The organism is Sporosarcina sp. Y1004, from assembly GCF_057669665.1.
The window spans coordinates 1-22620 of the sequence record NZ_JBYHFQ010000045.1 but is presented as its reverse complement, the minus strand read 5'-3'; the positions used below and the strand labels follow the sequence as shown (position 1 = coordinate 22620).

The window sequence follows — 22620 nt, the reverse complement described above, 5'->3', positions numbered from 1 at the left end:
ATCTCATTGATGTTTTGCTGTTCAGTTTTCAAGGTTCATTTGGTTAGGAATTATGTTTCATTCCTTATTGTTTCGTCTGCCTCACTGGCGACATACATAAGATTACTACGTCTCAACAGATAAGTCAACACTTTATAAAACATTTTTATAAAAGTACCGCAAAAGTGCATAGCGCGGCAATTCCCGGTATCCCTAAAACAGCTAGTAATAACCCAGAAGTAATATTGACTGGTACATAGACACCGATAAACCCTCCAGCTACATTCATTGCAAAAAGAACTAGGAACGCAAGTGCCAATCGGAACCAAAACACAGACAACCGTTCTAACGCTTTGTGAATGTGCTTTTTGTCTACGAGTACTAATAGAAGAAGAACCAACCCAACAACGATAATACTGATAACCTTCACGGGATACACCTCTTTTATAAGAATGGTCCATTGTATGCGGTCCCGTGAAAATATATCAATTACTTCCTAGCCGTCTTGCTTTCGCTTCTTTGTATAAGTAAAAGTGCTTAATTTCCGCGATTTTCCTTCTGGTGATAATTTCTTGATCATATTCATTGAGATACTTTTCAACGTCTCTCGCCTGTTCCCACTCAACTTTTGTTTCAACCATCAATGAATGTAGGCGTTCATCAAACTCTTTTTTTAACTTACTCTTTCGCCCAAACACTATAGAGGACCCCCTATAATTCTCGACGGCCTTCTAGCGCCTTCGATAATGTAACTTCATCTGCGTATTCAAGGTCACCGCCGACAGGTAGTCCATGTGCAATCCTTGTTGTTTTAATTCCAGAAGGTTTCACAAGCCTCGAAATATACATCGCGGTTGCTTCTCCTTCTATTGTAGGGTTCGTTGCCAAAATTAACTCTTCAACCTCTTCATTTTGCAAACGAACCAGTAGTGACGGAACATTGATATCTTCAGGACCAACTCCATCCATTGGAGAGATAGCACCATGAAGAACATGATACAACCCTTTGAAATCTCTCATTTTCTCCAGGGCAATAACATCTTTCGGATCTTGAACAACACAGATTAATGAACCATCACGTGCTGTATCCTGACAAATGTGACATGGATCGATGTCAGTAATATGTCCACAGACTGAGCAAAAGCGAAGGTTTCTTTTAGCGTCAACAAGGGCTTTTGCAAAATCAAGCACTGTATCTTCCTTCATACTTAAGACAAAAAACGCCAGTCGACCCGCTGTTTTCGGGCCGATACCTGGCAATTTCATAAAACTATCCATTAGTTTTGAGATTGGTTCAGGGTAATGCATTTGTGTACCTCCTAGAACATCCCAGGCAGGTTCAATCCTTTTGTGAATTGCCCCATCGTAGAGTTCGTTAGTTCTTCCGCTTTAGTCATAGCATCATTAGTGGCAATGACAATTAAGTCTTGTAGCATTTCCACATCTTCCGGATCGACGACAGTCGGATCAACAATTACATCAACAACTCGCTTATCTCCAGATACGATGACTTTCACCATACCTCCACCCGCTGCCCCTTCAAGACGCTTTTCATTCAGTTCTTCCTGCGCTGTAGCCATTTGTTTTTGCATTTTTTGCATTTGCTTCATCATGCCTTGCATATTTCCCATACCCTTCATGTGTGTTTCCTCCTCTATTTTTTAATCATCATGCACTTCTATGAAATCTTTACCGAAAATCTTTTCCGCTTCAGTTACAATTGGATCGGCATTTTCCTGTTCGGCTTCCTTCACAAAAGAAAGCATTTCTTCTGCTGTCGAATCCTCATCAGTGTTTTCCGATTCTGTCTGTTTCGCAAGCCCGTTTTTTCGTATGAAGTCTCCCCTCACACTCAACCAACCATCTTCAGGAACATAAACGACTTCATACGCTTTCCCAGTACGCGATCGCAAAGCGTCTGATAGACCAGATCGAAGTGAAGGATTTTCAGACGCCATAAGGCAATGGATTTCATATTTGAATTTTAACACAAAAGCATTCTCAGATGCCGCAACCGGTTCTGTTTCTTCGAGAAGTGCAGCATGTGATCGTTGCATCGTTTGCATCATGCCAGCCCATTCTTCCCGAATTGTTTTAATGTCCTGTTTGGTTGCAGCTTTTAAAACCTCATGGATTTTACCTGTTGGAACTTTAAAGCCTTGCGAAGATTTCGATGCGTTTTTACGCGGTTGTGCTTGTTGAGCGACTGGTTGCGTATTCATACCGCCGCTTGACATCTGTTGCTGCAGCCCCATAATAGTCCGTTCAAGATCTGCCACTTTCTCAGTAAGCGCGGAATCGACCACTTGGCTACCGCTCCCCTTACTTAGTGGAATTTCAAGATGGATCATTTTCAAAAATGCCGACTCAATATAAACTTTGGCATGGTTGGAAAAACGCATTTCTTGCTGTGTTTTCGCCAGTATGTCAATAAATAAATATAGCGTATCCAACTCAAATCGTTTCGCCATCTCTACAAAACGATCATCGCCAGGTATAAGCTCAAGTAAATCCTTTAAATCTGGTGCTGTTCTAAGAAGTAGAAGGTCTCGAAAAAAAGTGATTAGATCTTCCGCTAGCCTAGAAACATCTTTTCCTTCGGCAATAAGTCGATCTAGCAATGATAGGATCGCTCCAGCATCTTTGCTATGTAATGCATCTGCTAGCTGATGGAAAATATCTTCACCAATCGAACCCGTTACAAGTAGTGCATCATCAGCAGTTATTCTTTCTCCACTGAAGGACACTACTTGGTCGAGCATACTGAGCGCATCCCGCATTCCACCCGAAGCCGCCTGTGCAATTACTTTCAAAGCACCTTCATCGGACTCGATTCCTGCATCTGCAAGAACCGTTTTCATGCGGTCCACAATATCATTAGAGGTTATCGGTTTAAAATCAAAGCGTTGACATCGCGAAATAATAGTCAGAGGCAATTTATGCGGTTCTGTAGTCGCTAAGATGAATACAACATGAGACGGTGGCTCTTCTAAAGTTTTCAAAAGGGCATTAAATGCTGAATTTGATAACATATGCACTTCATCGATAATATACACTTTAAAACGGGCATTCGATGGTGCAAATCGTACTTTTTCAATAATGTCCCGCATTTCTTCAACACGCGAGTTAGACGCCGCATCAAATTCGATGACATCTGTATTAGATCCTTCTGTAATACTGAGACATGTCGAGCATTCGTTGCACGGTTCTTTCGCCGGTCCATTTTCACAGTTTAATGCTTTTGCAAAAATTTTCGCCGCACTGGTCTTCCCTGTACCCCGCGGACCTGAGAAAAGATATGCATGTGTCGTTTTATTATGAAGGAGGGCATTCTGAAGTGTCTGTTTCACATGTTGCTGTCCGGACATCTCAGCAAAAGATTGAGGCCGATATACACGGTAAAAAGCTTGATACACCAACAGTTTCCTCTCCTTTTGACGCAATGCGCTAGTGTATCTAGTATAGCACAAATACATACGTGAATCTCTTATTCAATCACACCTCGGTATGATTGCGCCCAAACTGTGTATTGAGCTTACTCAATACACTCCATTGTAGACTTTAGACTAACGAGGAGGGATTGAACTATATCTTTCCACAGAAATAGTAATCCGTAATACAAGAGCTTTTTAGCTTTATACGCAACAAAAAACTCGCCCATAGAAATGGACGAGTTGGATTATAAATTTAAAGCCGTGCACCTTCCTTCGACAGCCGCACATAAGCGTTACTCCTGTCGCCAGCTCGGTCTAGGCGACCCCGCGGCACATGAGAAATTCTACTTAATGCTGCTTCCTTCCGGACCTGACATGATTCATAGGTTCCCATTGCGCGGGACCCAAACGTCAACACTGCGTGCAAGAGGCAGACCCTACAATACGGACAGCCTCGGGAAGGGATTCAGTCTTGCTAGAGCGGATTGCAAGTTACAGGACACCGCTATCTCCCCACCTAGCACGGCATTTCTAAGTATACATCCCATAAGCAAAAAAATCAATTCAAAAACAAATTTGTTCTATTTCGTCGAAAACTGTTGACACTCTAATTCATACATGATAAATTATGAATTGTTGATACGGAGGTATACCCAAGCTCGGCTGAAGGGATCGGTCTTGAAAACCGACAGGGGAGTCAAATCCCGCGGGGGTTCGAATCCCTCTACCTCCTCCATTTTTTCAACGAACTACATATGCTTGAAGTCTAATTCGTTAGCAGATAACGAATTTTTATTTTGCCAATTTTATCAGTTAAACCTCAAGAAGCGAAGCCCTTAAACGGGCCCGCTTCTTTTTTGATATCTATTCAATTAATCACAGCACCTGTAACAGATGGTCTGACAGCAATACAGTTATAGTAAGAAAAATCGCTCGCCAATTGTTTAGCTAATTCATGCTCTCGACCTTGTTCCACCATTACAAATAACGAGGGACCCGCACCACTGATTGTCATGCCATACGCACCATACTCCCGGCAGCTTTCACGAATTCGTTCAAACTCTGGGAACAATTCCTTCCGATATGGCTCGTGGAAGATGTCCTTTTCCATCATGCGTCCTACAGTCTTCCAATCTCCATGTACAATTGCCGCGGAAAGCACATTTCCAGCTGCACTGCCGAGCACTGCTTCCGAATATGATAACTCTTTTGGCAATAGCCCCCTGGAGGCTTCCGTTAGTAGAGCTTCAGGCGGTACAAGAATTACAGCCCCCATTTGCGGTTCACGAATATGAATAGTGTCTATTTCTACACCATCAAAGTAGGAAATCGTCACTCCTCCTAGAAGTGCAGCCGAAATATTATCCGCATGCCCTTCATACTCACTTCCCAGCAATACCTTTTCCTTGGCTGTAAGATTCAACTTAAGTAGTTGATTTGCAATTTCAATACCTGCCGCAATTGCCGTTGCACTGCTTCCAAGTCCTTTGCCAAGCGGAATGTCCGAACGAACGATTAGCAAACAAGCCGGTGCCTCACGATTATTGCGCTCGGCTATATCTGTAACAGTCTTGACAATCAAATTATCTTCTCCGGTCGGCAAACCCTCAAAACCGTCATCTTCATAGATAACTTTCCAAGTCTCTGCAGGCGTTACATCAATAGTCATATAAAGATCTAGTGCAAGCCCGATACTGTCAAAGCCCGGACCAAGGTTTGCCGTCGATGAAGGAACTACGACGGAAAAACTGGATCCATCCATTATGCTTTCCCCGCTTTCAACCCATTAAGAAACGCATCAAATTGTTCACGAGTCATCATTGGCTTTTCTTTATTCACTTCAATCGCTGTCTCCGGATCTTTTAAACCATTACCCGTCAATATCGCGACTACAGTTGAACCTTTCTTCAGCAAGCCATTTTCTACTTGCTTTTTAACACCCGCGATTGAAGCACATGAACCGGGTTCTGCAAATATACCTTCTGAAGAGGCAATTAAACTGTATGCTTCCAAGATTTCCTCATCCGTTACAGCGAGAACAGTTCCATTTGATTCTGATAATGCAGCATTGGCCAGTTCCCAACTCGCCGGATTACCAATCCGAATTGCAGTCGCAACCGTTTCAGGATTTTCGAATACGCGATTATAAACAATCGGTGCGGCTCCATCGGCTTGTACACCAAGAAGAACCGGCTTCGCAGTTCCTTTCTTATCTGCATATTCTTTAAATCCTTTCCATGCCGCAGAAATATTACCTGCATTTCCAACCGGAAGCGCAAAAATATCCGGTACTTTCCCAAGTTGCTCTATCGTTTCAAACGCAATGGTTTTTTGACCTTCTAAACGATAAGGGTTAACCGAGTTTACCAGTGCAACGTCTCCCTCGCCTGCCGCACGGACCATATTAAGCGCATCATCAAAGTTCCCTTCGATTTCTACAATTTCTGCTCCATACATTTTTGCCTGTGCAAGTTTACCAAGAGCGATTCTACCTTCTGGAATAACAACAATTGTCCGCATTCCAGCACGCGCGCCGTATGCCGCCGCCGATGCAGATGTATTGCCTGTCGATGCACAAATTAGAACCTTTTTCCCTTCTTCTTTCGCTTTTGCGACTGCCATGACCATACCGCGATCTTTAAAAGAACCTGTTGGATTCGTCCCTTCCGTTTTCACGTAAAGGTTAATTCCCCATTGTTCGGATAAATTCTTCATATGAATGAGAGGAGTATTTCCTTCTTGCAACGTCAGCTCAGGCGTATTCTCCGTCACCGGTAACCATTCTTTATACTCTGCGATTAATCCATTCCATCTTTTCATCATTCTTCCCCCTCTACCCGGTAATGGCTCATTACGCCGATCACATTAGGTGTTTCATTCAATTCGTTTACAATATCAAGATGTTGTTGGCGCGAAATTTGGTGTGTGATGAAGATAAGGTTTGCGTTCGCTTCTTTTTTGTCAGAATGCTGAACGACTGTCGCTAAACTCGCACCATGCTTGCTGTATATGGACGTCAAATTGGTCAGAACACCTATTTCGTCTTTCACAAGAATACGATGGAAGTAACGTGCGAATTTAGCACTGTCGCTTTTCACTTGTCGTTCATACTGTGGTGCGTGCAACCTTTTGCCATTTACACCTAAGAGTAAATTTCGGCACGCTGCGATAATATCTCCTGTTACAGAAGTTGCAGTCGGCAAAGACCCTGCGCCAGGTCCGTAAAACATCGTCTCTCCAACCGCGTCCCCGTATACATATACCGCATTGAATTCATTGTTTACCGATGCCAAGGGATGAGAATTCGGGAAAAATACGGGTTCAACCGCTATTTCAACACCATCTTCATTCTTTTTGGCTGATCCCGCCAGTTTAACTGTATAGCCAAACTGCTCCGCGAGTTCTAAATCGCCTTCTCTGATTTCCTTCAGCCCTCGGACAAATACATCTTCCAGCCGGACATCTGTGGAGAATGACAGCGACGCCAAAATGACCATTTTACGCGCCGCATCAATTCCATCTACATCCGCTGATGGATCCGCTTCTGCAAAACCAAGTGCCGTCGCCTCTGCCAATGCATCTTCATACGACATTTTTTCATGCTTCATTTTCGTCAATATGAAGTTTGTAGTCCCGTTCACAATACCCGTCAATGCACGTATCCGATCTGAAGCTAGCCCGTCCTCGAGAGTACGGATTAACGGAATCCCACCGCCGACACTCGCTTCGTAAAATAAGTCACACTTATTTTCATCAGCCAACTTCAATAACTCAAGTCCCGATTCAGCCATGACATCTTTGTTTGCCGTTACAACACCTTTTCCACCCCTGAGAGAGCGTTCAATCGCCTCTTTCGCTTCAAAGGTGCCGCCCATCACTTCAACTATTATATCAATAGAGGGATCACCGATTACTTCATCCAGATCTGAAGTAAATACATCTGAAGAGAGCATCGTATCCCTTTCTTTAAATAAGTTTTTCACGAGAACTTTCTTAATTTTCACAGTTACGCCGAGTTTATGTTGCAAGTCTTTTTGATGCCCCAGCAAAATTTTAGCCACTCCGCTCCCTACAACTCCGAATCCTAATAGTCCAATGTTAATTTCATTTTTCATTTGACGATTCCCCTAACTGTATGTACACTATGAAAAAACAATTGTTCTTTGCATAAGGACATTATAGTGAAATATTCGGACATTAACAACCCATTTATGATAAAGTCACTAAATTGATAGAATTAACCCATTATATAATAGATTGGATTTGATGAATATGAAAGTCTGTAAATTTGGTGGAACGTCAGTTGCGTCTGCCGACCAAATAAAAAAAGTCGCACAAATCGTTTCTGCTGATCCGTCCCGGAAAATCATTGTTGTCTCAGCACCGGGCAAACGCTTCAGCACAGATGAAAAAGTAACAGACTTACTTATTCAACTTGCTGAAAAGGCTCTTAAGGAAGAAGACACACAGAATGAATTGGCAGAAGTAGTAGAACGATACGAACAGATTGCCACTGGACTAGGTCTTTCAATGGAAATTATCTCTGTCATCGAAAATGACTTGCGGGAACGTCTAAATAACGATAAAAATGACACTAACCTATTTACGGATTGCTTGAAAGCATCAGGAGAAGATAACAATGCGAAGCTGATTGCAGCCTATTTTGCACATATTGGATTGGATGCACACTATGTTTGTCCAAAAGAGGCCGGTCTACTTGTGAACGAACGGCCTGAGCGGGTACGTGCGCTGCCCGAAGGCGATGATCGTCTAGTACAATTACGAGATAAACCAGGCATTATTGTTTTCCCAGGCTTTTTTGGCTACACAAAAGAAGGCACACTTCGTACTTTCAACAGAGGCGGGTCGGATATTACAGGGTCCTTATTAGCGGCCGCGACACAAGCCGAGCTGTATGAAAATTTTACGGACGTCGATTCAGTCTTTGCAGCCAACCCGAACGTAGTAGATAACCCTGTCGGCATCGAAAAAATGACCTACCGTGAAATGCGGGAATTGGCCTATGCTGGATTCTCTGTTTTCCACGATGAAGCGCTTATGCCCGCATTCAGCCGCTCCGTTCCTGTATGCATTAAAAACACCAATAATCCAGAAGCTCCCGGTACACTTATTGTCAATGAGAGAAACTACTTTGCGAAGCCAGTAATCGGCATTGCTGCAGACAGTGGATTCTCAACACTCTTCGTTGATAAGTATTTAATGAACCAAGAGATTGGTTTCGGACGGAAGTTACTGCAAATTCTAGAGGAAGAAGAAATTCCGTTTGAACATACGCCATCGGGTATCGACAACTTGTCGGTCATCATTCGTAGTAAATTTCTCAACGCGGCTAAAGAAGAACGGATTGTACGTCGAGTGAAAGAGGAACTGAAAGCAGATCATGTACATATGCATTCCAATTACTCTATGATTGTCCTTGTGGGAGAAGGAATGCGACATTCCACTGGACTTGCTGCCCGTGCTGCCTCCGCAATCGCACGTACAGGTGCCAGTATTCAAATGATCAACCAAGGTTCTTCTGAAGTCAGCCTTGTCTTTGGCGTTCATAAAGCAGACGAGACGAAGATATTAAAAGAACTGTATGCTGAATTTTTTCTGAAGTCTGCTATATTGTCAATTTAATGGTTGGCGCATCATCTAATATAGATGATGCGCCCTTTTTTCATCAAAATTGATATGGGAATTGTCTAACAATGGCATTTGCAATCATATCTGACATTTCTAGTGCTTGCGCTTCGATTGTATCAAATACTACTATATCAGCCTTAAATTCTTTTTGAATCATGCTAACCGCCTCAACTTTCGTTAAAGCCAAATGTGTATAAAACATACTTCTAACTTCTTCCCTCACCAAATACGGATTAATGCTACTTAAAAAACCTGCAATGTCATCGGCATTACGATACCATTGCCTCTCTTTTTCTCCCGCTGTTTTCGCATCCCCTTTTGTTGCTGCTGTTACTAATTCAGCAGCTAGTACTAAATGTTCTTTAATAAGCTCTGTGTATCTGTCTGCGATTTTATCGCCATAAAAGGGCCGTAAACAATTCCCCAAATCGGTTGCATTTTGCAAAAGACGTTCTTGGACAAACTGTAAATCCGGTAAGTCGAACACAATACTAATAATCGTCATCCTCGTCCAGTTGACATGCTCCATCCAAAGAAGACGATTCATACTGATAAAATCGAACTCCCCCTTACTTATGCAACTTCGACCATATAAATCGTCTTTATTATTGAGAATATATCTGACCGGCGCTGTATATTGCGAATAACGTTCACCTTTACCAGCCATATTAACTAGTCTGTCGGAATTTGGGTTCATTTCTCAATCGCTCCTTTCCATCGCAGTTACAATCAAAGTTGTCCGCATCCTTGTATTTGAAAGAGGTGTTCAACAACAAATTTTGTAGGTGTAAACATTACATCGTATTCGAATTGAATCTAACTTGTGAGATTATAAAAGCGAAAGAAACCCGAAGTCTAGTCAAAAAAAACAGCCTATGTAAAAGGCTGCTTCGTTACAATATTGTTCATTTCTTCAAAAGTGCTGTCTGCTCAAGTGCATGACCGATTCGTTCTATAATTGTCTCCACTTCTAGTGGATTAGCAACAAGGTCATAATCATTAATATCAAGGCGCAATACGGGACAAGCGTTGAACGAATTTATCCAATTCTCGTAACGCCCGTACATTTCCTCCCAGTATGCAATTGGCGTCTGCTGTTCCATTTGGCGTCCTCGCTCTTTGACTCGCGCAATAATGCCATCCAATGGCCCTTCCAGGTAAATGAGCAAATCAGGGTGTGGGAAGTAAGGCGTCATGACCATCGCTTCAAACAAATTGGTGTACGTATCATAATCGACTGGATTCATCGTCCCTTTTTCCATATGCATCTTCGCAAAAATTCCTGTATCTTCATAAATTGAACGGTCTTGGATAAAGCCACCACCGTATTCAAAAATCCGTTTCTGCTCTTTAAAACGTTCTGCCAAGAAATAAATTTGTAGATGGAAGCTCCACTTTTCAAAGTCATTGTAAAAAAGGTCGAGATATGGATTCTGATCGACATTTTCAAATGATGTTCTGAATTTGAGCGCTTCTGCAAGTGCCTGTGTCATTGTAGATTTTCCAACGCCGACTGTCCCTGCGATTGTTATAACAGCGTTTTGAGGGATGCCGTACTTTTCACGTAAGTTCATTCAATTTGTCTCCTTTTTGTATCGTTGCATCAACAGTGTCTAGTATGAATTGTAAATCCTTTTCGTTATTAACGAAATCTAGATGATCCCCATTGAACCTAAGAACGGGAATTTCAGGATGCGCTATTTCAAAGTATGTGATAAACGCTTCGTAATCTTCTGCGAGCTGCTGTAAATAAGCAGGATCCATATTTTTCTCAAAATCGCGACCACGCAGTGAAATCCGTTTCATCAGTGTATCTAGACTCGCATGTAAATAAACGATGATGTTAGGAATAGGCATGTCCTTCGTCAAAATCATATAAATTTCCTCGTACTTCACATACTCTCCAGGACTTAGTGTTCTTTTCGCAAAAATTAAGTTTTTAAAAATATGATAATCCGCAACAACCGGCTTCTGTTCAATCAATAGTTCTTTATTTGTATCACTGAGCTGTTTGTATCGATTACATAGAAAAAACATTTCAGTCTGGAAACTCCATTCCTCGATGTTATCGTAAAATTTATTTAAAAATGGATTTTCATCCACAATTTCTTTTAGTTGATGAAATTGTTGCGTATCAGCGATGGCTTTGGAAAGTGATGTTTTCCCAACCCCAATCGGGCCTTCGACCGCTATGAACGGAACAGACATCAGAAGTCCTCCTTACGTCGTAATTATGTAATGCTCTTCATTTTATCACACGACTGAAATGAAATATAGATTGCACAATTATCTTAATTGCCCAACAAAATTATTCCACGTGGAACAATTGAAAAGTGAAAGCGGCCGCTTAGATGCGACAGGCATAAGACGGAACAGTGAAGCGGCGCTTTTTGCAGCGCAGCCGTGCCGACTTATGACCTGAGTATCTGGCTGCTGTAGCTAGACAATCGAAAAGCGCAAGCGACTGTTTAGAAAGCCAACCTACATTCACCTATAAAATGCTACAATGTTTGCAAGGAGAGATGACTTTGAATACCTTTAAAAAAGACCAGCTATACATGCAGATGGCAATTGACGAAGCGATGAAAGCACAAGCGCTTGGTGAAGTGCCTATCGGCGCAATCATCGTTCATGACGACAAAGTGATTGCACGGGCGCATAATTTACGGGAAACCACCCAAAACGCCGTCACGCACGCGGAGTTGTCCGCCATTCAGGATGCATGTAGCGAAATCGGCAGTTGGCGGCTTGAAGATACAACGTTGTACGTGACACTCGAGCCATGCCCAATGTGTGCAGGTGCGATTCTACAATCCCGAATCCCGCGCGTTGTCTACGGTGCCCGTGATCCGAAAGGTGGTTGCGTTGACTCGTTATATCGCTTATTGAACGACCCTCGATTTAATCATGAATGTGATGTGGTTGAAGGCGTACTTGCGGATGAGTGCGGGGAGATGCTGACGGCATTTTTCAGGGCGATTCGTGAACGGAAAAAGAGAACGAAAAAAGAAATCGTGCAGGGCGTCGAATGACGCCTTGCACGATTTTTACTTTTACAATGTAATGACTTCTTTTCCGCCCATATAGGGACGTAGAACTTCAGGAATAACGACAGAACCGTCTTCTTGTTGATAGTTTTCAAGAATGGCCGCCACAGTACGTCCTATTGCAAGACCACTGCCATTCAATGTGTGAAGGTATTCTGGTTTCGCACCCACTTCACGACGGAAACGAATATTTGCACGACGCGCTTGGAAATCTTCAAAGTTAGAACAAGATGAGATTTCACGGTACAAGTTTTGTGTAGGAATCCATACTTCTAAGTCATACTTTTTAGCAGCTGTAAATCCTAAATCGGCTGTACACATTTTCAAGGCACGATACGGCAATTTCAACAATTGTAATACTTTTTCTGCGTGCCCCGTCAGCTTTTCAAGTTCATCATAAGAATCTTCCGGTTTCACAAAACGAACAAGCTCGACCTTGTTGAACTGGTGCTGACGGATTAAACCGCGTGTATCCCGACCAGCTGATCCCGCTTCTGAACGGAAATTTGTGCTGTATGCAGCAAATGCGACTGGTAATTGCGCTGCATTTAGAATTTCATCACGGTGGAAGTTCGTGACAGGTACTTCAGAAGTGGGAATGAGGAAGTAATCCTCTTCATTGACCAAAAACGCGTCTTCTTCAAATTTGGGTAGCTGTCCAGTACCCGTTAAGCTTGTACGGTTTACCAAATAAGGAGGTAGCATTTCTTCATAACCATGTTCTTCGATATGGAGGTCAAGCATGAAGTTAATCAATGCGCGCTCTAGACGCGCTCCCAACCCACGATAGAAAACGAAACGGCTTCCCGTTACTTTTGCAGCACGTTCAAAGTCGAGAAGATTTAAATCCGTTCCTAGTTCCCAGTGGGGCTTCGGCTCGAATTTGAAGTCAGGTTTTTCACCCCACGTACGCACTTCTACGTTATCGTCTTCGCTATCGCCGACAGGTACGCTGTCATGCGGGATATTAGGAATACGCATCATGATGTAATCCAATTCTTCTTCCACCACATGTAGTTCTTCATCGAGTTTTTTGATTTCTTCCCCGACTTCACGCGTCCGCTTAATAACATCATCTGCATTTTCTTTATTGCGCTTCATTTCAGCTACCTTTTTAGATACTTCATTGCGCTCTGCTTTCAAAGTTTCAACGTTTGCAATCAGTTTTCTACGTTTTTCATCGAGATCTTGAAATTTATCAAGTTGGGAAATATCTTCCCCGCGTTTAGATAGCTTCTCTTTCACTTCGTCGAAATTTGCTCGTACTTTTTTAATATCTAACATGGCTATTTCCTCCTTTTTTTTTCAGACGAGGATGGTAGGTAGGTGACGAAAACAGCGTGTTCACCTGGAGTCTTGGAGCCAGACAACAAAAAAAGCCCTCGAATCCCTATAAAAGGGACGAGAACTACCCGCGTTACCACCCAAATTGACTGGACAAAAGTCCAATCCACTCCATTGAAATAACGGCTCAATTGCCGGCTCAGGCCTACTAAATGGTTCAGCCCAGCTACTCAGGGACGGATTCACAAGTGTCTATACCGGCTTGCACCAACCGCCGGCTCTCTGCAAAAGAACATTCTTGTTATTAATTCCCATCATCGTCTCGTGTTTGAAATTATAACAACTTTACTACATGGCTGATTTTTTGGCAAGTCATTCAGATAAGGATGTATTCACTGTCTTCTTTAATCACACAAGGAATAATGCAACTTGCTCAAAATAGCTGGTTTCATGGGGGACAAAATCATTCAGACTGATTACTACCGACGTCCCGTCATGGATATTACTGCAGTTCACTGCCGTGACTTCTGACAAAAATAGTTGAATCAAGGCTCGCCTCTCCACGACATGGATACTTTCAACTTCTTCCAATTGCAAAGAAAAATCGCTTGCCCTCAAGGTGGATTTATACAGAAAGATGTTCGTAAACTCATGATCAATAAAGTTTGACAGTTCGATGCGATCTTGAACGACGCCTTTTGAATGCAGCTTCGATAACTCAACATCAATGCCCAGTTCCTCTTCCACTTCCCGGACACCGTCTGCCACTGTTTCAGTTGAAAGGATATGCCCCGCGGCAGTAATGTCATACAAACCAGGAAAATCCTTTTTCACGTTACTCCTTTTTTGAATATAAACAAACTTTTCGTCCAGTAGCCAGCAATGGAACGTTTCATGCCATAATCCATCGCGATGTACATTATCTCTACTTTCATCTCTCAAGTAGAGATAGTTTTCATCAAAAACTTTTAAGCGTTCCATTCTAATCATTCCTTTCAAGTATAACGAGACCATCCTTTTTTAATGAAGATGGTTATTAAAACGACCCTATCTCAACTACTCTCTAGATACATTTGTAACCTGTAATAAGATGATTTTCTCTTTATTCACTAATTGAATCGTGTAGTTGTCGCTTTTAAGCGTATCCTTAATTTCTTTTGATGCTAAATACGTCTGAAGGGCTGCCTCAATTTCTAAAATAATTTGTTCGTCTGCATTTTCTGGTAATGCTGTTTTAATCCAAATATCTGTCATGCCGTCTTTTACCTTATAGCTGATTCCCGTCACATTGTAAATGGACTTGCCGGCTAATGCTGCATGAATATTGCTTGCAATATATGACCAGCGATTATCTTGGCTACGATGTGCTGCATTGTAATAACGTAATTTAACATCCTTAATGTCTAATTCATCTTCATCAATTTCCTCGATAACGAAGTTTTGGATTGCCTCCGCTTCCTTCACATGATCTGGCATATCGATTTCAATTGTGTATGAAGAAAATTCTTCTGTAGTGCCGTATGTAACTTGTTCAGCCAATTCGGGGTAACCGTAAGTTACGAATGCATCGCGAATAACAGCACCTACATTGTCCATTAGCTGACTCATTTTATGATGTTTTTCCGGTAACTCTTCACTACCTTTAATTTGAGTAATGTTTAATTGATATTGATCGATGCCTAGGTCATATAAAACCTGCTCAAGTTGAGGTACCAGCACTTTCTTCATTGTTACCAGACTGTCTTCACCTTTCATCAATACGATTTCAATTGTATAAGGATTTGGCCTTGAACCAACGGATGATGCCTCATACCCCGATCGTTCAAGAATCTCCATAATCTTTGAATGGAGCGAATCGACAGCTGAAGTGTCGCCCACCGGGATTTGAAGGGGTAAGATTTTCGCTGCCAAAGAGGCCATTGTTGAGGAATACAATGGTGAACTTGCCAATAATAATAGAAGAGCGACGGCCACTGAAAGCAAAATCTTTTTGTTGGATGGTTTTTTCTTTATAGCCATTTTACTCTCGAGCAAAATACGCTTTCGCAGTTGTTCTTGATACTCTGGCTTCATACGAAGGTTTTGATTTAGTTTATCAAAAGAGTTATTTAGCTCATCATCGAATGAGTGCTTCATAGTCATATCCCCCTTCTATCAGCTTGGATTTTAATTCCTGTAAACCTCGTTGTAATGTGCTTTTCACTTTACTATTTGACCAACCCAAAATTTCAGCCGTTTCTTTCGTCGAAAACTCTTTTAGCTTACGCAGAACGATCACTTGCCTGTAAGACGGTTTCAATTTTTGTAAGGCATGAGTCAAGACTACTTCCTGTTCGTCCATTTCCATCAATTCATGCGGTAAAGGTGCTAAATCACGATCATTCAATGATAGATCCAAATAGTGTCGCAACGGATTCTTTTTACGCAAGTAATCTTTCGTGGTATTTTGAGCAATGCTAAATAACCATGTTTTCACACTCGATTGATGTAAAAGAGTTGAATGCTTTCGATAAGCTTTCATAAATGTTTCCTGTGTTAAATCTTCCGCGTGCTGATAGTCTTTCACCATCATCAAGATGTATGTAAATATAGCTTCACCATAATCGTCATACCATAATGCTACAGTTTCTTGGATATTCACGGATTTCCATCTCCCCTCTTCCTACTAGATATGTGGAAAAACTTATTCTAAGAAATTCTTTGACTCAACTTATATACTTAGACGCAAGTAATAAAATTCGGTCGCAAAAAGGCTCTTAAAAATAAAAAAAGAAGAGGATAATATGCTCGTATACTGAACATATTATCCTCTTCAATTTATAATACAGTTTTATTTATTACCAACCGCGCTCAGACATACGCTCTTCTGCTTGAAGCGTACCAATTTCCAAACCTTTCATCGGTTCGCCGATGTCTTTGGATAGTTCACCAATCAGTTTGTAGTCTTTAAAGTTTTCAGTTGCTTTTACAATGGCACGTGCAAATTTCTCAGGGTTCTCTGACTTAAAGATACCCGAACCTACGAATACGCCGTCTGCGCCAAGCTCCATCATGAGTGCAGCATCCGCTGGTGTCGCCACACCACCAGCAGCATAGTTTGTCACGGGAAGACGTCCGTGCTTTTTAATCGCAAGTAGAATTTCATATGGCGCACCAAGATTGCGAGCTTCCGTCATAACTTCATCTTCGTTCATATGAACGAGTCTCGTCACTTGTGCATGGACCATACGAAGGTGACGTACTGCCTCAACGATATTTCCTGTTCCCGGTTCGCCTTTCGTACGAAGCATTTTAGCGCCTTCTCCAAGTCGCCGTGCTGCTTCTCCTAAATCACGTGCTCCGCAGACGAATGGTACGTTGTAAGCATTCTTCAACAAGTGGAATTCTTCATCAGCTGGCGTAAGTACTTCACTTTCGTCAATGTAATCAACACCCAATGCTTCAAGAACACGTGCTTCTGAAATATGTCCGATACGCGCCTTCGCCATGACCGGAATCGAAACAGCGCCTTGTACGTCCGTGATGATGCGTGGATCCGCCATGCGCGCAACACCGCCCGCTTTTCTAATATCGGAAGGGACACGTTCAAGTGCCATTACTGCGATTGCACCCGCCGCCTCTGCTATTTTTGCCTGCTCTGCATTAATGACATCCATTATGACGCCGCCATATTTAAAGTTCATGTTCATTTCCCCTTTTTTTATTGTCGCCTCTTAACAGGCGCAACTTCTTTTCTTATTGTTCAGTATAATGTAATATGACCTTATTGAAACCCCCAGTCTCAAACAAATTAGAGGGGTCAGTTGGAGTGATTGTTGTGGAAATGTTATTAATCAAATTAGAGAAAAGTACGGAAACCCCGTTATATGAGCAAATTTATAATCAGATTCGACAGGACATAACAGAAGGTAAATTACCGGTCGGTATGAAACTTCCTTCCAAACGTAAGCTTGGTGATTTTCTATCTGTAAGTCAGACAACGATTGAACTTGCCTATGCACAGCTCGCAGCGGAAGGGTTTATTTCATCAAAACCTCGAAAAGGCTTTTATGTACAGGAAATTGAAGAGCTTGCTTACGTCCAACCGGTTGAACCTTCAGAGGAAGCACTTGCCAAGAAGATTGAAGATGTAACTTTTGACTTCTCTCCGGGTAAAATCGACACGGGGTCATTCCCTTTTTCACAGTGGAGGAAGTACGCAAAAGATGTTATCGATGAATCGTCCAGTGATCTCCTTCTTCTTGGGCACCCTCACGGAGATTTGGAGCTTCGACAAGAGATTGCACGCTATTTGTATCATTCGCGCGGTGTTGACTGCACTGCAGCGCAAATCATCATCGGATCCGGGACAGAACAGCTCATGCCGCTTGTTATTCGGATCCTTGGGACAGAAGCGACGTACGCAATTGAAGATCCCGGCTATCCGTTGACTCACCATGTTTTTTTCCACAACTACCGAGAAGCAATTCCAATTGCAGTCGATGAAGAAGGGATGGATGTAGGGTCCCTACAGGACTCAGGAGCGTCCATAGCATATGTCACTCCCTCACATCAATTCCCTACAGGTATTATCCTCTCAGCGGCACGTAGGACAGCCTTGCTGAACTGGGCTTCATCGGATGACAACCATTTTATTATTGAAGATGATTATGACAGTGAGTTCCGATATACGGGACGACCAATCCCTTCTTTGCAAGGTATGGATAAAGGCGGCAACGTAATCTATTTGAGCACGTTTTCAAAATCACTGATGCCATCTCTGCGGATTGCATATATGGTGCTACCCCCACTGTTACTCAATCGATATGAAAAAGCATTTATCCACTACTCGGCTACAGTACCGCGGCTTGATCAGCATATCCTCGCCCGTTTCATGGCTGGTGGACACTTTTCACGCCATCTGAACCGGATGCGCAAAATATACAGACGTAAACTTTCAGGATTAACGGAAGCGCTCCTTCCCTACGCTCCTTACGTTTCATTTTCAGGCGATGAAGCAGGCATGCATATCATCCTTACCGTTCATATGTCCAAAGATGAAAAGGCTTTATCAGAAATAGCCCTAGAAAATAGGATCCGGGTGTATGGTTTAAATGACTACAGGACAGCACCAGTGGCAGGTGAGCCTTCCTTTCTCCTCGGATTCGGTGGTCTTTCAACGGATGCCATCAAACTAGGAATCGAAAACCTCATGCGTGCATGGTCCATTAAAAAAGGCGAGGAATCCAATTAAGGATTCCCCGCCTAATCTTTTATTTAAATAAACCTTTTATAAATCCGATTGCACCATCCCATATACTTACAAAGAAATCGCCAATCGCACTCATTGTAAGCGAGAACCAGCCGGCCTTCTCAACAGCTTCTTTCGTCACAACTTCAGCTGCTGGATTTTCAGAATCTATGAAACCGTAATCAGTGCCTTCTGTTTTCACGAGATTCACATGACCGACAACTGTTCCTTTTTTGATTGGTGCTTGGAGTGCACCGTCCTTCATTTTGGACTCATCGATTACCAATTCAGGTACAAACAAATCTTTTTCACTTGTTTTCACCATCATGCTAATGGGTTCCTTTACCTCGATGGCAACGGTCTTTTCTTTCCCTTTGATGACGTCAAGTGTTTTTGCATCTTTGAATTGATAGCCCGCAGGAACAAATTCCACTTCAGAGAATTGGCCAAAACCGTAATCGAACAGCGCACGCGTCGCATCGAATCTTGCTTTGTACGAACCTTCTCCCTTTGCATCCACCGCTTTCATAACAACTGCAATCACTCGTTTACCGTCACGTGTTGCCGTTCCAGTGAAATTGTGACCTGCAAAGTCGGTCGTACCTGTCTTCAAACCATCGACGCCTTCATATTCATAGACAAACCCTGGAAGCATGAAGTTCCAGTTGTCCATTTTAGTTGCATCGGACGTACCTTCACGGAATACTTTCGAATTGATTTTCGTCGTCTCCAACACTTTTGGGTAGTCTTTTAGCAGTTGATAGGCAAGCTTTGCAACCGACTTTGCGGGCATGACGTTTTCATCCTCTTTGCCCGTCCCTTGCGGATGCATCCCTTGAAGGTCTTTATTATTTAAGCCTGTCGAATTGACAAATTTATAATCTTTCAAACCCATTTCTTTAGCTTTTGCATTCATCAGCTTCAGAAATTCAGTTTCTGTGCCCGCAATCGTTTCAGCAATTGCAATTGTAGCTGCATTCGCGGAATAAATCGCTAACGCTTCATACAGCTCTCGAATTGTATATGTGCCGTCTCTCCGCAACGGTACATTACTGAGACGGAGGTCCTGTGAAACGGCATATGTATAATCGTTCACTTTGTATTCCTGATCCCAACTTATTGTACCTTCCTCGATTGCTTCAAAAAGAATATACTCAGTCATCATCTTTGTCATACTTGCAATACCAAGTGGCGTATCTGCATTTTCTTCATAAAGTATTTTACCACTTTCCGCATCAATTAGAATTGCGCCGTCGACATAAATGCCAAGTGCTGATTCTGCCTGAGCTGGAGCTGTACCGAGTGTCGTTAGTAGCAGTAGCGGCATTAACATGAATGCCACCAATTGTCTCATTTTTCGTTTCACCGTAATACCTCCGTCGTTGCTATTTCCCCAAAACCATTTTATCATATTTATGCTACTCCATGGGAACTAAACCGAAAAAGCACCTTTCCGCTCATATGTAGACGCAGGAGAGGTGCTGAAGTTCCTTCATTTGTACTCAAAACTCAAAGTGAATAGTTTGGAGCTTCTTTTGTTATTTGTACTTGGTGTGGATGGCTTTCACGTAAGCCTGCACCCGTCATACGGATAAACTGTGCTTTTTCACGCAAATCACGCAAATCTTTTGTACCGCAATAACCCATGCCTGCACGAATTCCACCAACTAACTGATGAATTGTATCTGAAAGTGAACCCTTATAAGGCATACGTCCTTCGATTCCTTCCGGTACAAGTTTTTTCGCATCATCTTGGAAGTATCGGTCTTTTGATCCCTTTTCCATCGCGGCGATCGAACCCATTCCACGGTACACTTTAAAACGGCGTCCTTGGAATATTTCAGTGTCTCCCGGACTTTCTGTCGTACCGGCAAGAAGACTTCCAAGCATAACAGCATGTCCTCCTGCTGCTAGTGCTTTAACGATATCGCCTGAATACTTAATCCCGCCATCAGCAATAATCGTCTTTCCTTGCCTCCGTGCTTCTGAAGCACATTCATAGATGGCTGTGATTTGTGGAACTCCGACACCGGCAACAACACGTGTCGTACAAATCGACCCTGGGCCAATACCTACTTTTACAACATCAGCGCCTGCTTCATAGAGCGCGCGTGTAGCTTCCACTGTTGCAACGTTTCCAGCGATAATATTAAGTTCCGGGAACTCTAACCTAATCTGAGCAACTACATCCAGAACACCTTTGGAATGTCCGTGTGCTGTATCAATAACGATTACGTCAACTTCAGCATTCACAAGTTTTTCAACACGTTGCATTGTGTCAGTCGTAACGCCAACTGCAGCACCTACCAGAAGCCTACCCTGCTTGTCTTTCGCTGCATTTGGGAATTCAATTACTTTTTCAATATCCTTAATCGTAATCAAACCTTTGAGGATACCATTTTCATCAACAATCGGAAGCTTTTCAATTTTGTATTTTTGCAAAATCTTTTCAGCATCTTCCAATGTAGTACCTACAGGAGCCGTCACAAGATTCTCTTTCGTCATTACATCATCAATGACAAGTGAGTAATCTTGGATAAAACGTAGATCGCGGTTTGTCAGTATGCCGACAAGCTTTAATTCTTCGGTATTATTTACAATCGGAACCCCAGAAATACGATATTTGCTCATGAGATGTTCAGCGTCGAAAACCTGGTGTTCAGGTGACAGGAAAAATGGATTTGTAATTACACCATTTTCAGATCGTTTTACCGTGACTACCTGTTCAGCCTGTTCTTCAATGCTCATGTTTTTATGAATGATACCTAGTCCGCCTTGACGGGCCATGGAAATTGCCATCTTAGACTCCGTTACTGTATCCATTCCCGCACTGATAACTGGAATATTTAACTTTACTTTATCGGTTAGACTAACGGAAAGTGATACATCTTTGGGCAATACGTCTGAAGGTCCCGGTATTAGCAACACATCGTCGAATGTCAGCCCTTCACGTGCAAATTTTGTTTCCCACATACCAACAAACCTCCTATTAGTTTCAATTGAATATTATTAAAATGTTATCAGCGGTCGCAATGACTGTCAAGGTAGTGGTGATAAGTAAAAGTATTGCTATTATTCGCTAAATAATTTTCGCAATGGACTTCTTCATTTTTAGCGGTGAAGTTTGCGGTGCAAACCTTTCCACTACATTCCCCTCACTGTCAATAAGAAACTTCGTAAAATTCCACTTGATGCCCTCTGATAACAACCCCTTTTTTTGAGAAGTCAAAAATGTAAATAGTGGTTCAGCATGTTCACCCTTCACATCTATCTTAGCAAACATTGGAAAGTTTACCCCAAAGTTGATTTCACAAAACTCCATCGTCTTCTCGATATCATCGAATTCTTGATCATTGAAGTTATCCGATGGAAAGCCAAGTATGACGAGACCTTGGTCTTTGTTTTCCTCATATATCTCTTGTAATTCTTTGAACTGATTGGCAAACCCACATTTGCTCGCTGTGTTTACAATAATTAAAGGTTTTCCTCTAAAGTCTTCCAACGCTTGAATTTCACCATTCGTTTTTTTCACTGAAAAGTTATAGACTGAATCCATAGATTCATACCCCCTTTTTCGATTGTGTTTAAAGAGTAAGCTGAACTAGACATAATTACAAGGATTCAGGATTGTGAAGTTATGTAACACAGATATTCAATTTATTAAGTCTACGGTACAGTATGTCTAGTACGATATTTCAACTGGTTTATAGAATTTTTTTACCAGAACTAACTATGATCTATTTCACTCTCATTAGGATTATAAACTGACGATCTAATATAAACATAAAAAAACATTATCCGAAGGCAGTGACTTTACTTTGAGATCGGCGTCGTCCGGTTCTCACGTATCTCATAGGCTTCAATCCTCCTACCTTCGCTTCCTCGAACTCTACTGTCCCTCGCCTATCTCGCATTCCATTGAATTAGTTCAATATAACCTTCGGTTAAGGTCTATATAAACATAAAAAAAGCCATTACCCGAAGGCAATGACTTTAC

Annotated in this window: 22 protein-coding genes, 1 tRNA gene, 1 other RNA gene and 1 other annotated feature; of the genes, 4 read left to right on the top strand and 20 right to left on the bottom strand. The window is 42.2% G+C overall.

The genetic code is table 11. The features are described 5' to 3' along the window. Positions 1-145: 145 nt before the first annotated feature. The 6 genes from AC25Y6_RS19075 to ffs all read right to left on the bottom strand — a co-directional run bounded on the left by AC25Y6_RS19075 (position 146) and on the right by ffs (position 3939). Positions 146-409: a pro-sigmaK processing inhibitor BofA family protein gene (locus AC25Y6_RS19075; protein ID WP_482103450.1), complete on the bottom strand. Its 264-nt coding sequence runs from the start codon at positions 407-409 to the stop codon at positions 146-148. Between the two features lie 55 nt (positions 410-464). Further along, on the bottom strand, positions 465-677 hold the full coding sequence (locus AC25Y6_RS19070) for a YaaL family protein (RefSeq protein ID WP_482103449.1): 213 nt from the start codon (positions 675-677) through the stop codon (positions 465-467). Positions 678-690: 13 nt separating this feature from the next. Next, positions 691-1287, bottom strand: a complete 597-nt coding sequence (recR, locus tag AC25Y6_RS19065; RefSeq protein WP_488144121.1) for a recombination mediator RecR — start codon at positions 1285-1287, stop codon at positions 691-693. 11 nt (positions 1288-1298) lie between these two features. After that, a complete protein-coding gene (locus tag AC25Y6_RS19060; protein WP_482103447.1) occupies positions 1299-1619 on the bottom strand; it encodes a YbaB/EbfC family nucleoid-associated protein in 321 nt (106 codons plus the stop codon). Between the two features lie 21 nt (positions 1620-1640). Then, positions 1641-3398 (bottom strand): DNA polymerase III subunit gamma/tau, encoded by a 1758-nt coding sequence (dnaX, locus tag AC25Y6_RS19055; protein WP_488144120.1) that lies wholly within the window; start codon positions 3396-3398, stop codon positions 1641-1643. Positions 3399-3672: 274 nt separating this feature from the next. Next, positions 3673-3939, bottom strand: an RNA gene (ffs, locus tag AC25Y6_RS19050) — signal recognition particle sRNA large type. A gap of 117 nt (positions 3940-4056) precedes the next feature. On the opposite strand from ffs, the gene AC25Y6_RS19045 reads away from it, so the two are divergent. Beyond that, a tRNA-Ser gene (locus tag AC25Y6_RS19045) sits at positions 4057-4149 on the top strand. Between the two features lie 132 nt (positions 4150-4281). Here the strand turns inward: AC25Y6_RS19045 and thrB are convergent. Genes thrB through AC25Y6_RS19030 form a run of 3 tightly spaced genes read right to left on the bottom strand, consistent with a single transcriptional unit; the run spans position 4282 to position 7528 of the window. Then, positions 4282-5175 (bottom strand): homoserine kinase, encoded by an 894-nt coding sequence (gene thrB, locus AC25Y6_RS19040; protein WP_488141547.1) that lies wholly within the window; start codon positions 5173-5175, stop codon positions 4282-4284. Then, positions 5175-6233 (bottom strand): threonine synthase, encoded by a 1059-nt coding sequence (gene thrC / locus AC25Y6_RS19035; protein ID WP_488141546.1) that lies wholly within the window; start codon positions 6231-6233, stop codon positions 5175-5177. The genes thrB and thrC overlap by 1 nt, the downstream gene beginning before the upstream one ends. Then, on the bottom strand, positions 6233-7528 hold the full coding sequence (locus AC25Y6_RS19030) for a homoserine dehydrogenase (RefSeq protein ID WP_482103443.1): 1296 nt from the start codon (positions 7526-7528) through the stop codon (positions 6233-6235). The genes thrC and AC25Y6_RS19030 overlap by 1 nt, the downstream gene beginning before the upstream one ends. 157 nt (positions 7529-7685) lie before the next feature. Here AC25Y6_RS19030 and AC25Y6_RS19025 point away from each other — a divergent pair, with 157 nt between their 5' ends. After that, the gene (locus tag AC25Y6_RS19025) at positions 7686-9056 is read left to right on the top strand and encodes an aspartate kinase (RefSeq protein WP_488144123.1); all 1371 of its coding nucleotides are present in this window, start codon (positions 7686-7688) and stop codon (positions 9054-9056) included. Between the two features lie 43 nt (positions 9057-9099). On the opposite strand, the gene AC25Y6_RS19020 is transcribed toward AC25Y6_RS19025, so the two are convergent. The 3 genes from AC25Y6_RS19020 to AC25Y6_RS19010 form a co-directional block, all read right to left on the bottom strand. Beyond that, a complete protein-coding gene (locus AC25Y6_RS19020) occupies positions 9100-9759 on the bottom strand; it encodes a hypothetical protein (RefSeq protein WP_488144119.1) in 660 nt (219 codons plus the stop codon). A gap of 208 nt (positions 9760-9967) precedes the next feature. Beyond that, entirely contained in the window at positions 9968-10636 is a 669-nt protein-coding gene (locus AC25Y6_RS19015) for a deoxynucleoside kinase (protein ID WP_482103441.1), read from the bottom strand. Continuing rightward, the gene (locus tag AC25Y6_RS19010; protein ID WP_482106577.1) at positions 10623-11270 is read right to left on the bottom strand and encodes a deoxynucleoside kinase; all 648 of its coding nucleotides are present in this window, start codon (positions 11268-11270) and stop codon (positions 10623-10625) included. Before AC25Y6_RS19010 ends, AC25Y6_RS19015 begins: the two co-directional genes overlap by 14 nt. Positions 11271-11590: 320 nt before the next feature. Here AC25Y6_RS19010 and tadA point away from each other — a divergent pair, with 320 nt between their 5' ends. Next, positions 11591-12094 carry a tRNA adenosine(34) deaminase TadA gene (gene tadA / locus AC25Y6_RS19005; protein ID WP_488144118.1) on the top strand — a complete coding sequence of 168 codons (504 nt, stop codon included), beginning with the start codon at positions 11591-11593 and terminating at the stop codon, positions 12092-12094. A 21-nt stretch (positions 12095-12115) separates the two neighbouring features. On the opposite strand, the gene serS is transcribed toward tadA, so the two are convergent. From serS to pdxS, 5 genes are all read right to left on the bottom strand, one after another. Then, entirely contained in the window at positions 12116-13393 is a 1278-nt protein-coding gene (serS, locus tag AC25Y6_RS19000; RefSeq protein WP_488144117.1) for a serine--tRNA ligase, read from the bottom strand. 110 nt (positions 13394-13503) lie between these two features. After that, positions 13504-13720, bottom strand: a binding site (T-box leader). A gap of 81 nt (positions 13721-13801) precedes the next feature. Continuing rightward, entirely contained in the window at positions 13802-14374 is a 573-nt protein-coding gene (locus tag AC25Y6_RS18995; protein ID WP_488144116.1) for an NUDIX hydrolase, read from the bottom strand. A gap of 75 nt (positions 14375-14449) precedes the next feature. Further along, positions 14450-15529, bottom strand: coding sequence for a hypothetical protein (locus tag AC25Y6_RS18990; protein ID WP_488144115.1), 1080 nt, complete (start codon positions 15527-15529; stop codon positions 14450-14452). Continuing rightward, complete coding sequence (locus tag AC25Y6_RS18985; protein WP_488144114.1) at positions 15510-16034, bottom strand: RNA polymerase sigma factor; 525 nt, start codon at positions 16032-16034, stop codon at positions 15510-15512. The genes AC25Y6_RS18990 and AC25Y6_RS18985 overlap by 20 nt, the downstream gene beginning before the upstream one ends. 196 nt (positions 16035-16230) lie before the next feature. Next, entirely contained in the window at positions 16231-17097 is an 867-nt protein-coding gene (pdxS, locus tag AC25Y6_RS18980) for a pyridoxal 5'-phosphate synthase lyase subunit PdxS (protein WP_488144122.1), read from the bottom strand. A 113-nt stretch (positions 17098-17210) separates the two neighbouring features. On the opposite strand from pdxS, the gene pdxR reads away from it, so the two are divergent. Then, entirely contained in the window at positions 17211-18626 is a 1416-nt protein-coding gene (gene pdxR / locus AC25Y6_RS18975) for a MocR-like pyridoxine biosynthesis transcription factor PdxR (protein WP_488144113.1), read from the top strand. A gap of 19 nt (positions 18627-18645) precedes the next feature. Here the strand turns inward: pdxR and AC25Y6_RS18970 are convergent, their stop codons facing one another. The 3 genes from AC25Y6_RS18970 to AC25Y6_RS18960 all read right to left on the bottom strand — a co-directional run bounded on the left by AC25Y6_RS18970 (position 18646) and on the right by AC25Y6_RS18960 (position 22179). Beyond that, the gene (locus tag AC25Y6_RS18970; RefSeq protein ID WP_482106570.1) at positions 18646-20034 is read right to left on the bottom strand and encodes a serine hydrolase; all 1389 of its coding nucleotides are present in this window, start codon (positions 20032-20034) and stop codon (positions 18646-18648) included. Between the two features lie 98 nt (positions 20035-20132). Further along, on the bottom strand, positions 20133-21596 hold the full coding sequence (gene guaB, locus AC25Y6_RS18965; protein ID WP_488144112.1) for an IMP dehydrogenase: 1464 nt from the start codon (positions 21594-21596) through the stop codon (positions 20133-20135). A 106-nt stretch (positions 21597-21702) separates the two neighbouring features. Beyond that, a complete protein-coding gene (locus AC25Y6_RS18960) occupies positions 21703-22179 on the bottom strand; it encodes a glutathione peroxidase (protein ID WP_482103432.1) in 477 nt (158 codons plus the stop codon). Positions 22180-22620 lie beyond the last annotated feature (441 nt).

Bases quoted from the DNA above. Each gene is read 5' to 3' on its own strand.
- serS (WP_488144117.1), bottom strand. From the start codon at position 13,393: ATGTTAGATATTAAAAAAGTACGAGCAAATTTCGACGAAGTGAAAGAG.
- AC25Y6_RS18970 (WP_482106570.1), bottom strand. From the start codon at position 20,034: ATGATAAAATGGTTTTGGGGAAATAGCAACGACGGAGGTATTACGGTG.
- AC25Y6_RS19025 (WP_488144123.1), top strand. From the start codon at position 7,686: ATGAAAGTCTGTAAATTTGGTGGAACGTCAGTTGCGTCTGCCGACCAA.
- guaB (WP_488144112.1), bottom strand. From the start codon at position 21,596: ATGTGGGAAACAAAATTTGCACGTGAAGGGCTGACATTCGACGATGTG.
- AC25Y6_RS19010 (WP_482106577.1), bottom strand. From the start codon at position 11,270: ATGTCTGTTCCGTTCATAGCGGTCGAAGGCCCGATTGGGGTTGGGAAA.
- AC25Y6_RS19020 (WP_488144119.1), bottom strand. From the start codon at position 9,759: ATGAACCCAAATTCCGACAGACTAGTTAATATGGCTGGTAAAGGTGAA.
- AC25Y6_RS18995 (WP_488144116.1), bottom strand. From the start codon at position 14,374: ATGGAACGCTTAAAAGTTTTTGATGAAAACTATCTCTACTTGAGAGAT.
- AC25Y6_RS19030 (WP_482103443.1), bottom strand. From the start codon at position 7,528: ATGAAAAATGAAATTAACATTGGACTATTAGGATTCGGAGTTGTAGGG.
- AC25Y6_RS19060 (WP_482103447.1), bottom strand. From the start codon at position 1,619: ATGAAGGGTATGGGAAATATGCAAGGCATGATGAAGCAAATGCAAAAA.
- AC25Y6_RS18960 (WP_482103432.1), bottom strand. From the start codon at position 22,179: ATGGATTCAGTCTATAACTTTTCAGTGAAAAAAACGAATGGTGAAATT.
- thrC (WP_488141546.1), bottom strand. From the start codon at position 6,233: ATGAAAAGATGGAATGGATTAATCGCAGAGTATAAAGAATGGTTACCG.
- AC25Y6_RS19015 (WP_482103441.1), bottom strand. From the start codon at position 10,636: ATGAACTTACGTGAAAAGTACGGCATCCCTCAAAACGCTGTTATAACA.
- thrB (WP_488141547.1), bottom strand. From the start codon at position 5,175: ATGGATGGATCCAGTTTTTCCGTCGTAGTTCCTTCATCGACGGCAAAC.
- AC25Y6_RS18990 (WP_488144115.1), bottom strand. From the start codon at position 15,529: ATGAAGCACTCATTCGATGATGAGCTAAATAACTCTTTTGATAAACTA.
- recR (WP_488144121.1), bottom strand. From the start codon at position 1,287: ATGCATTACCCTGAACCAATCTCAAAACTAATGGATAGTTTTATGAAA.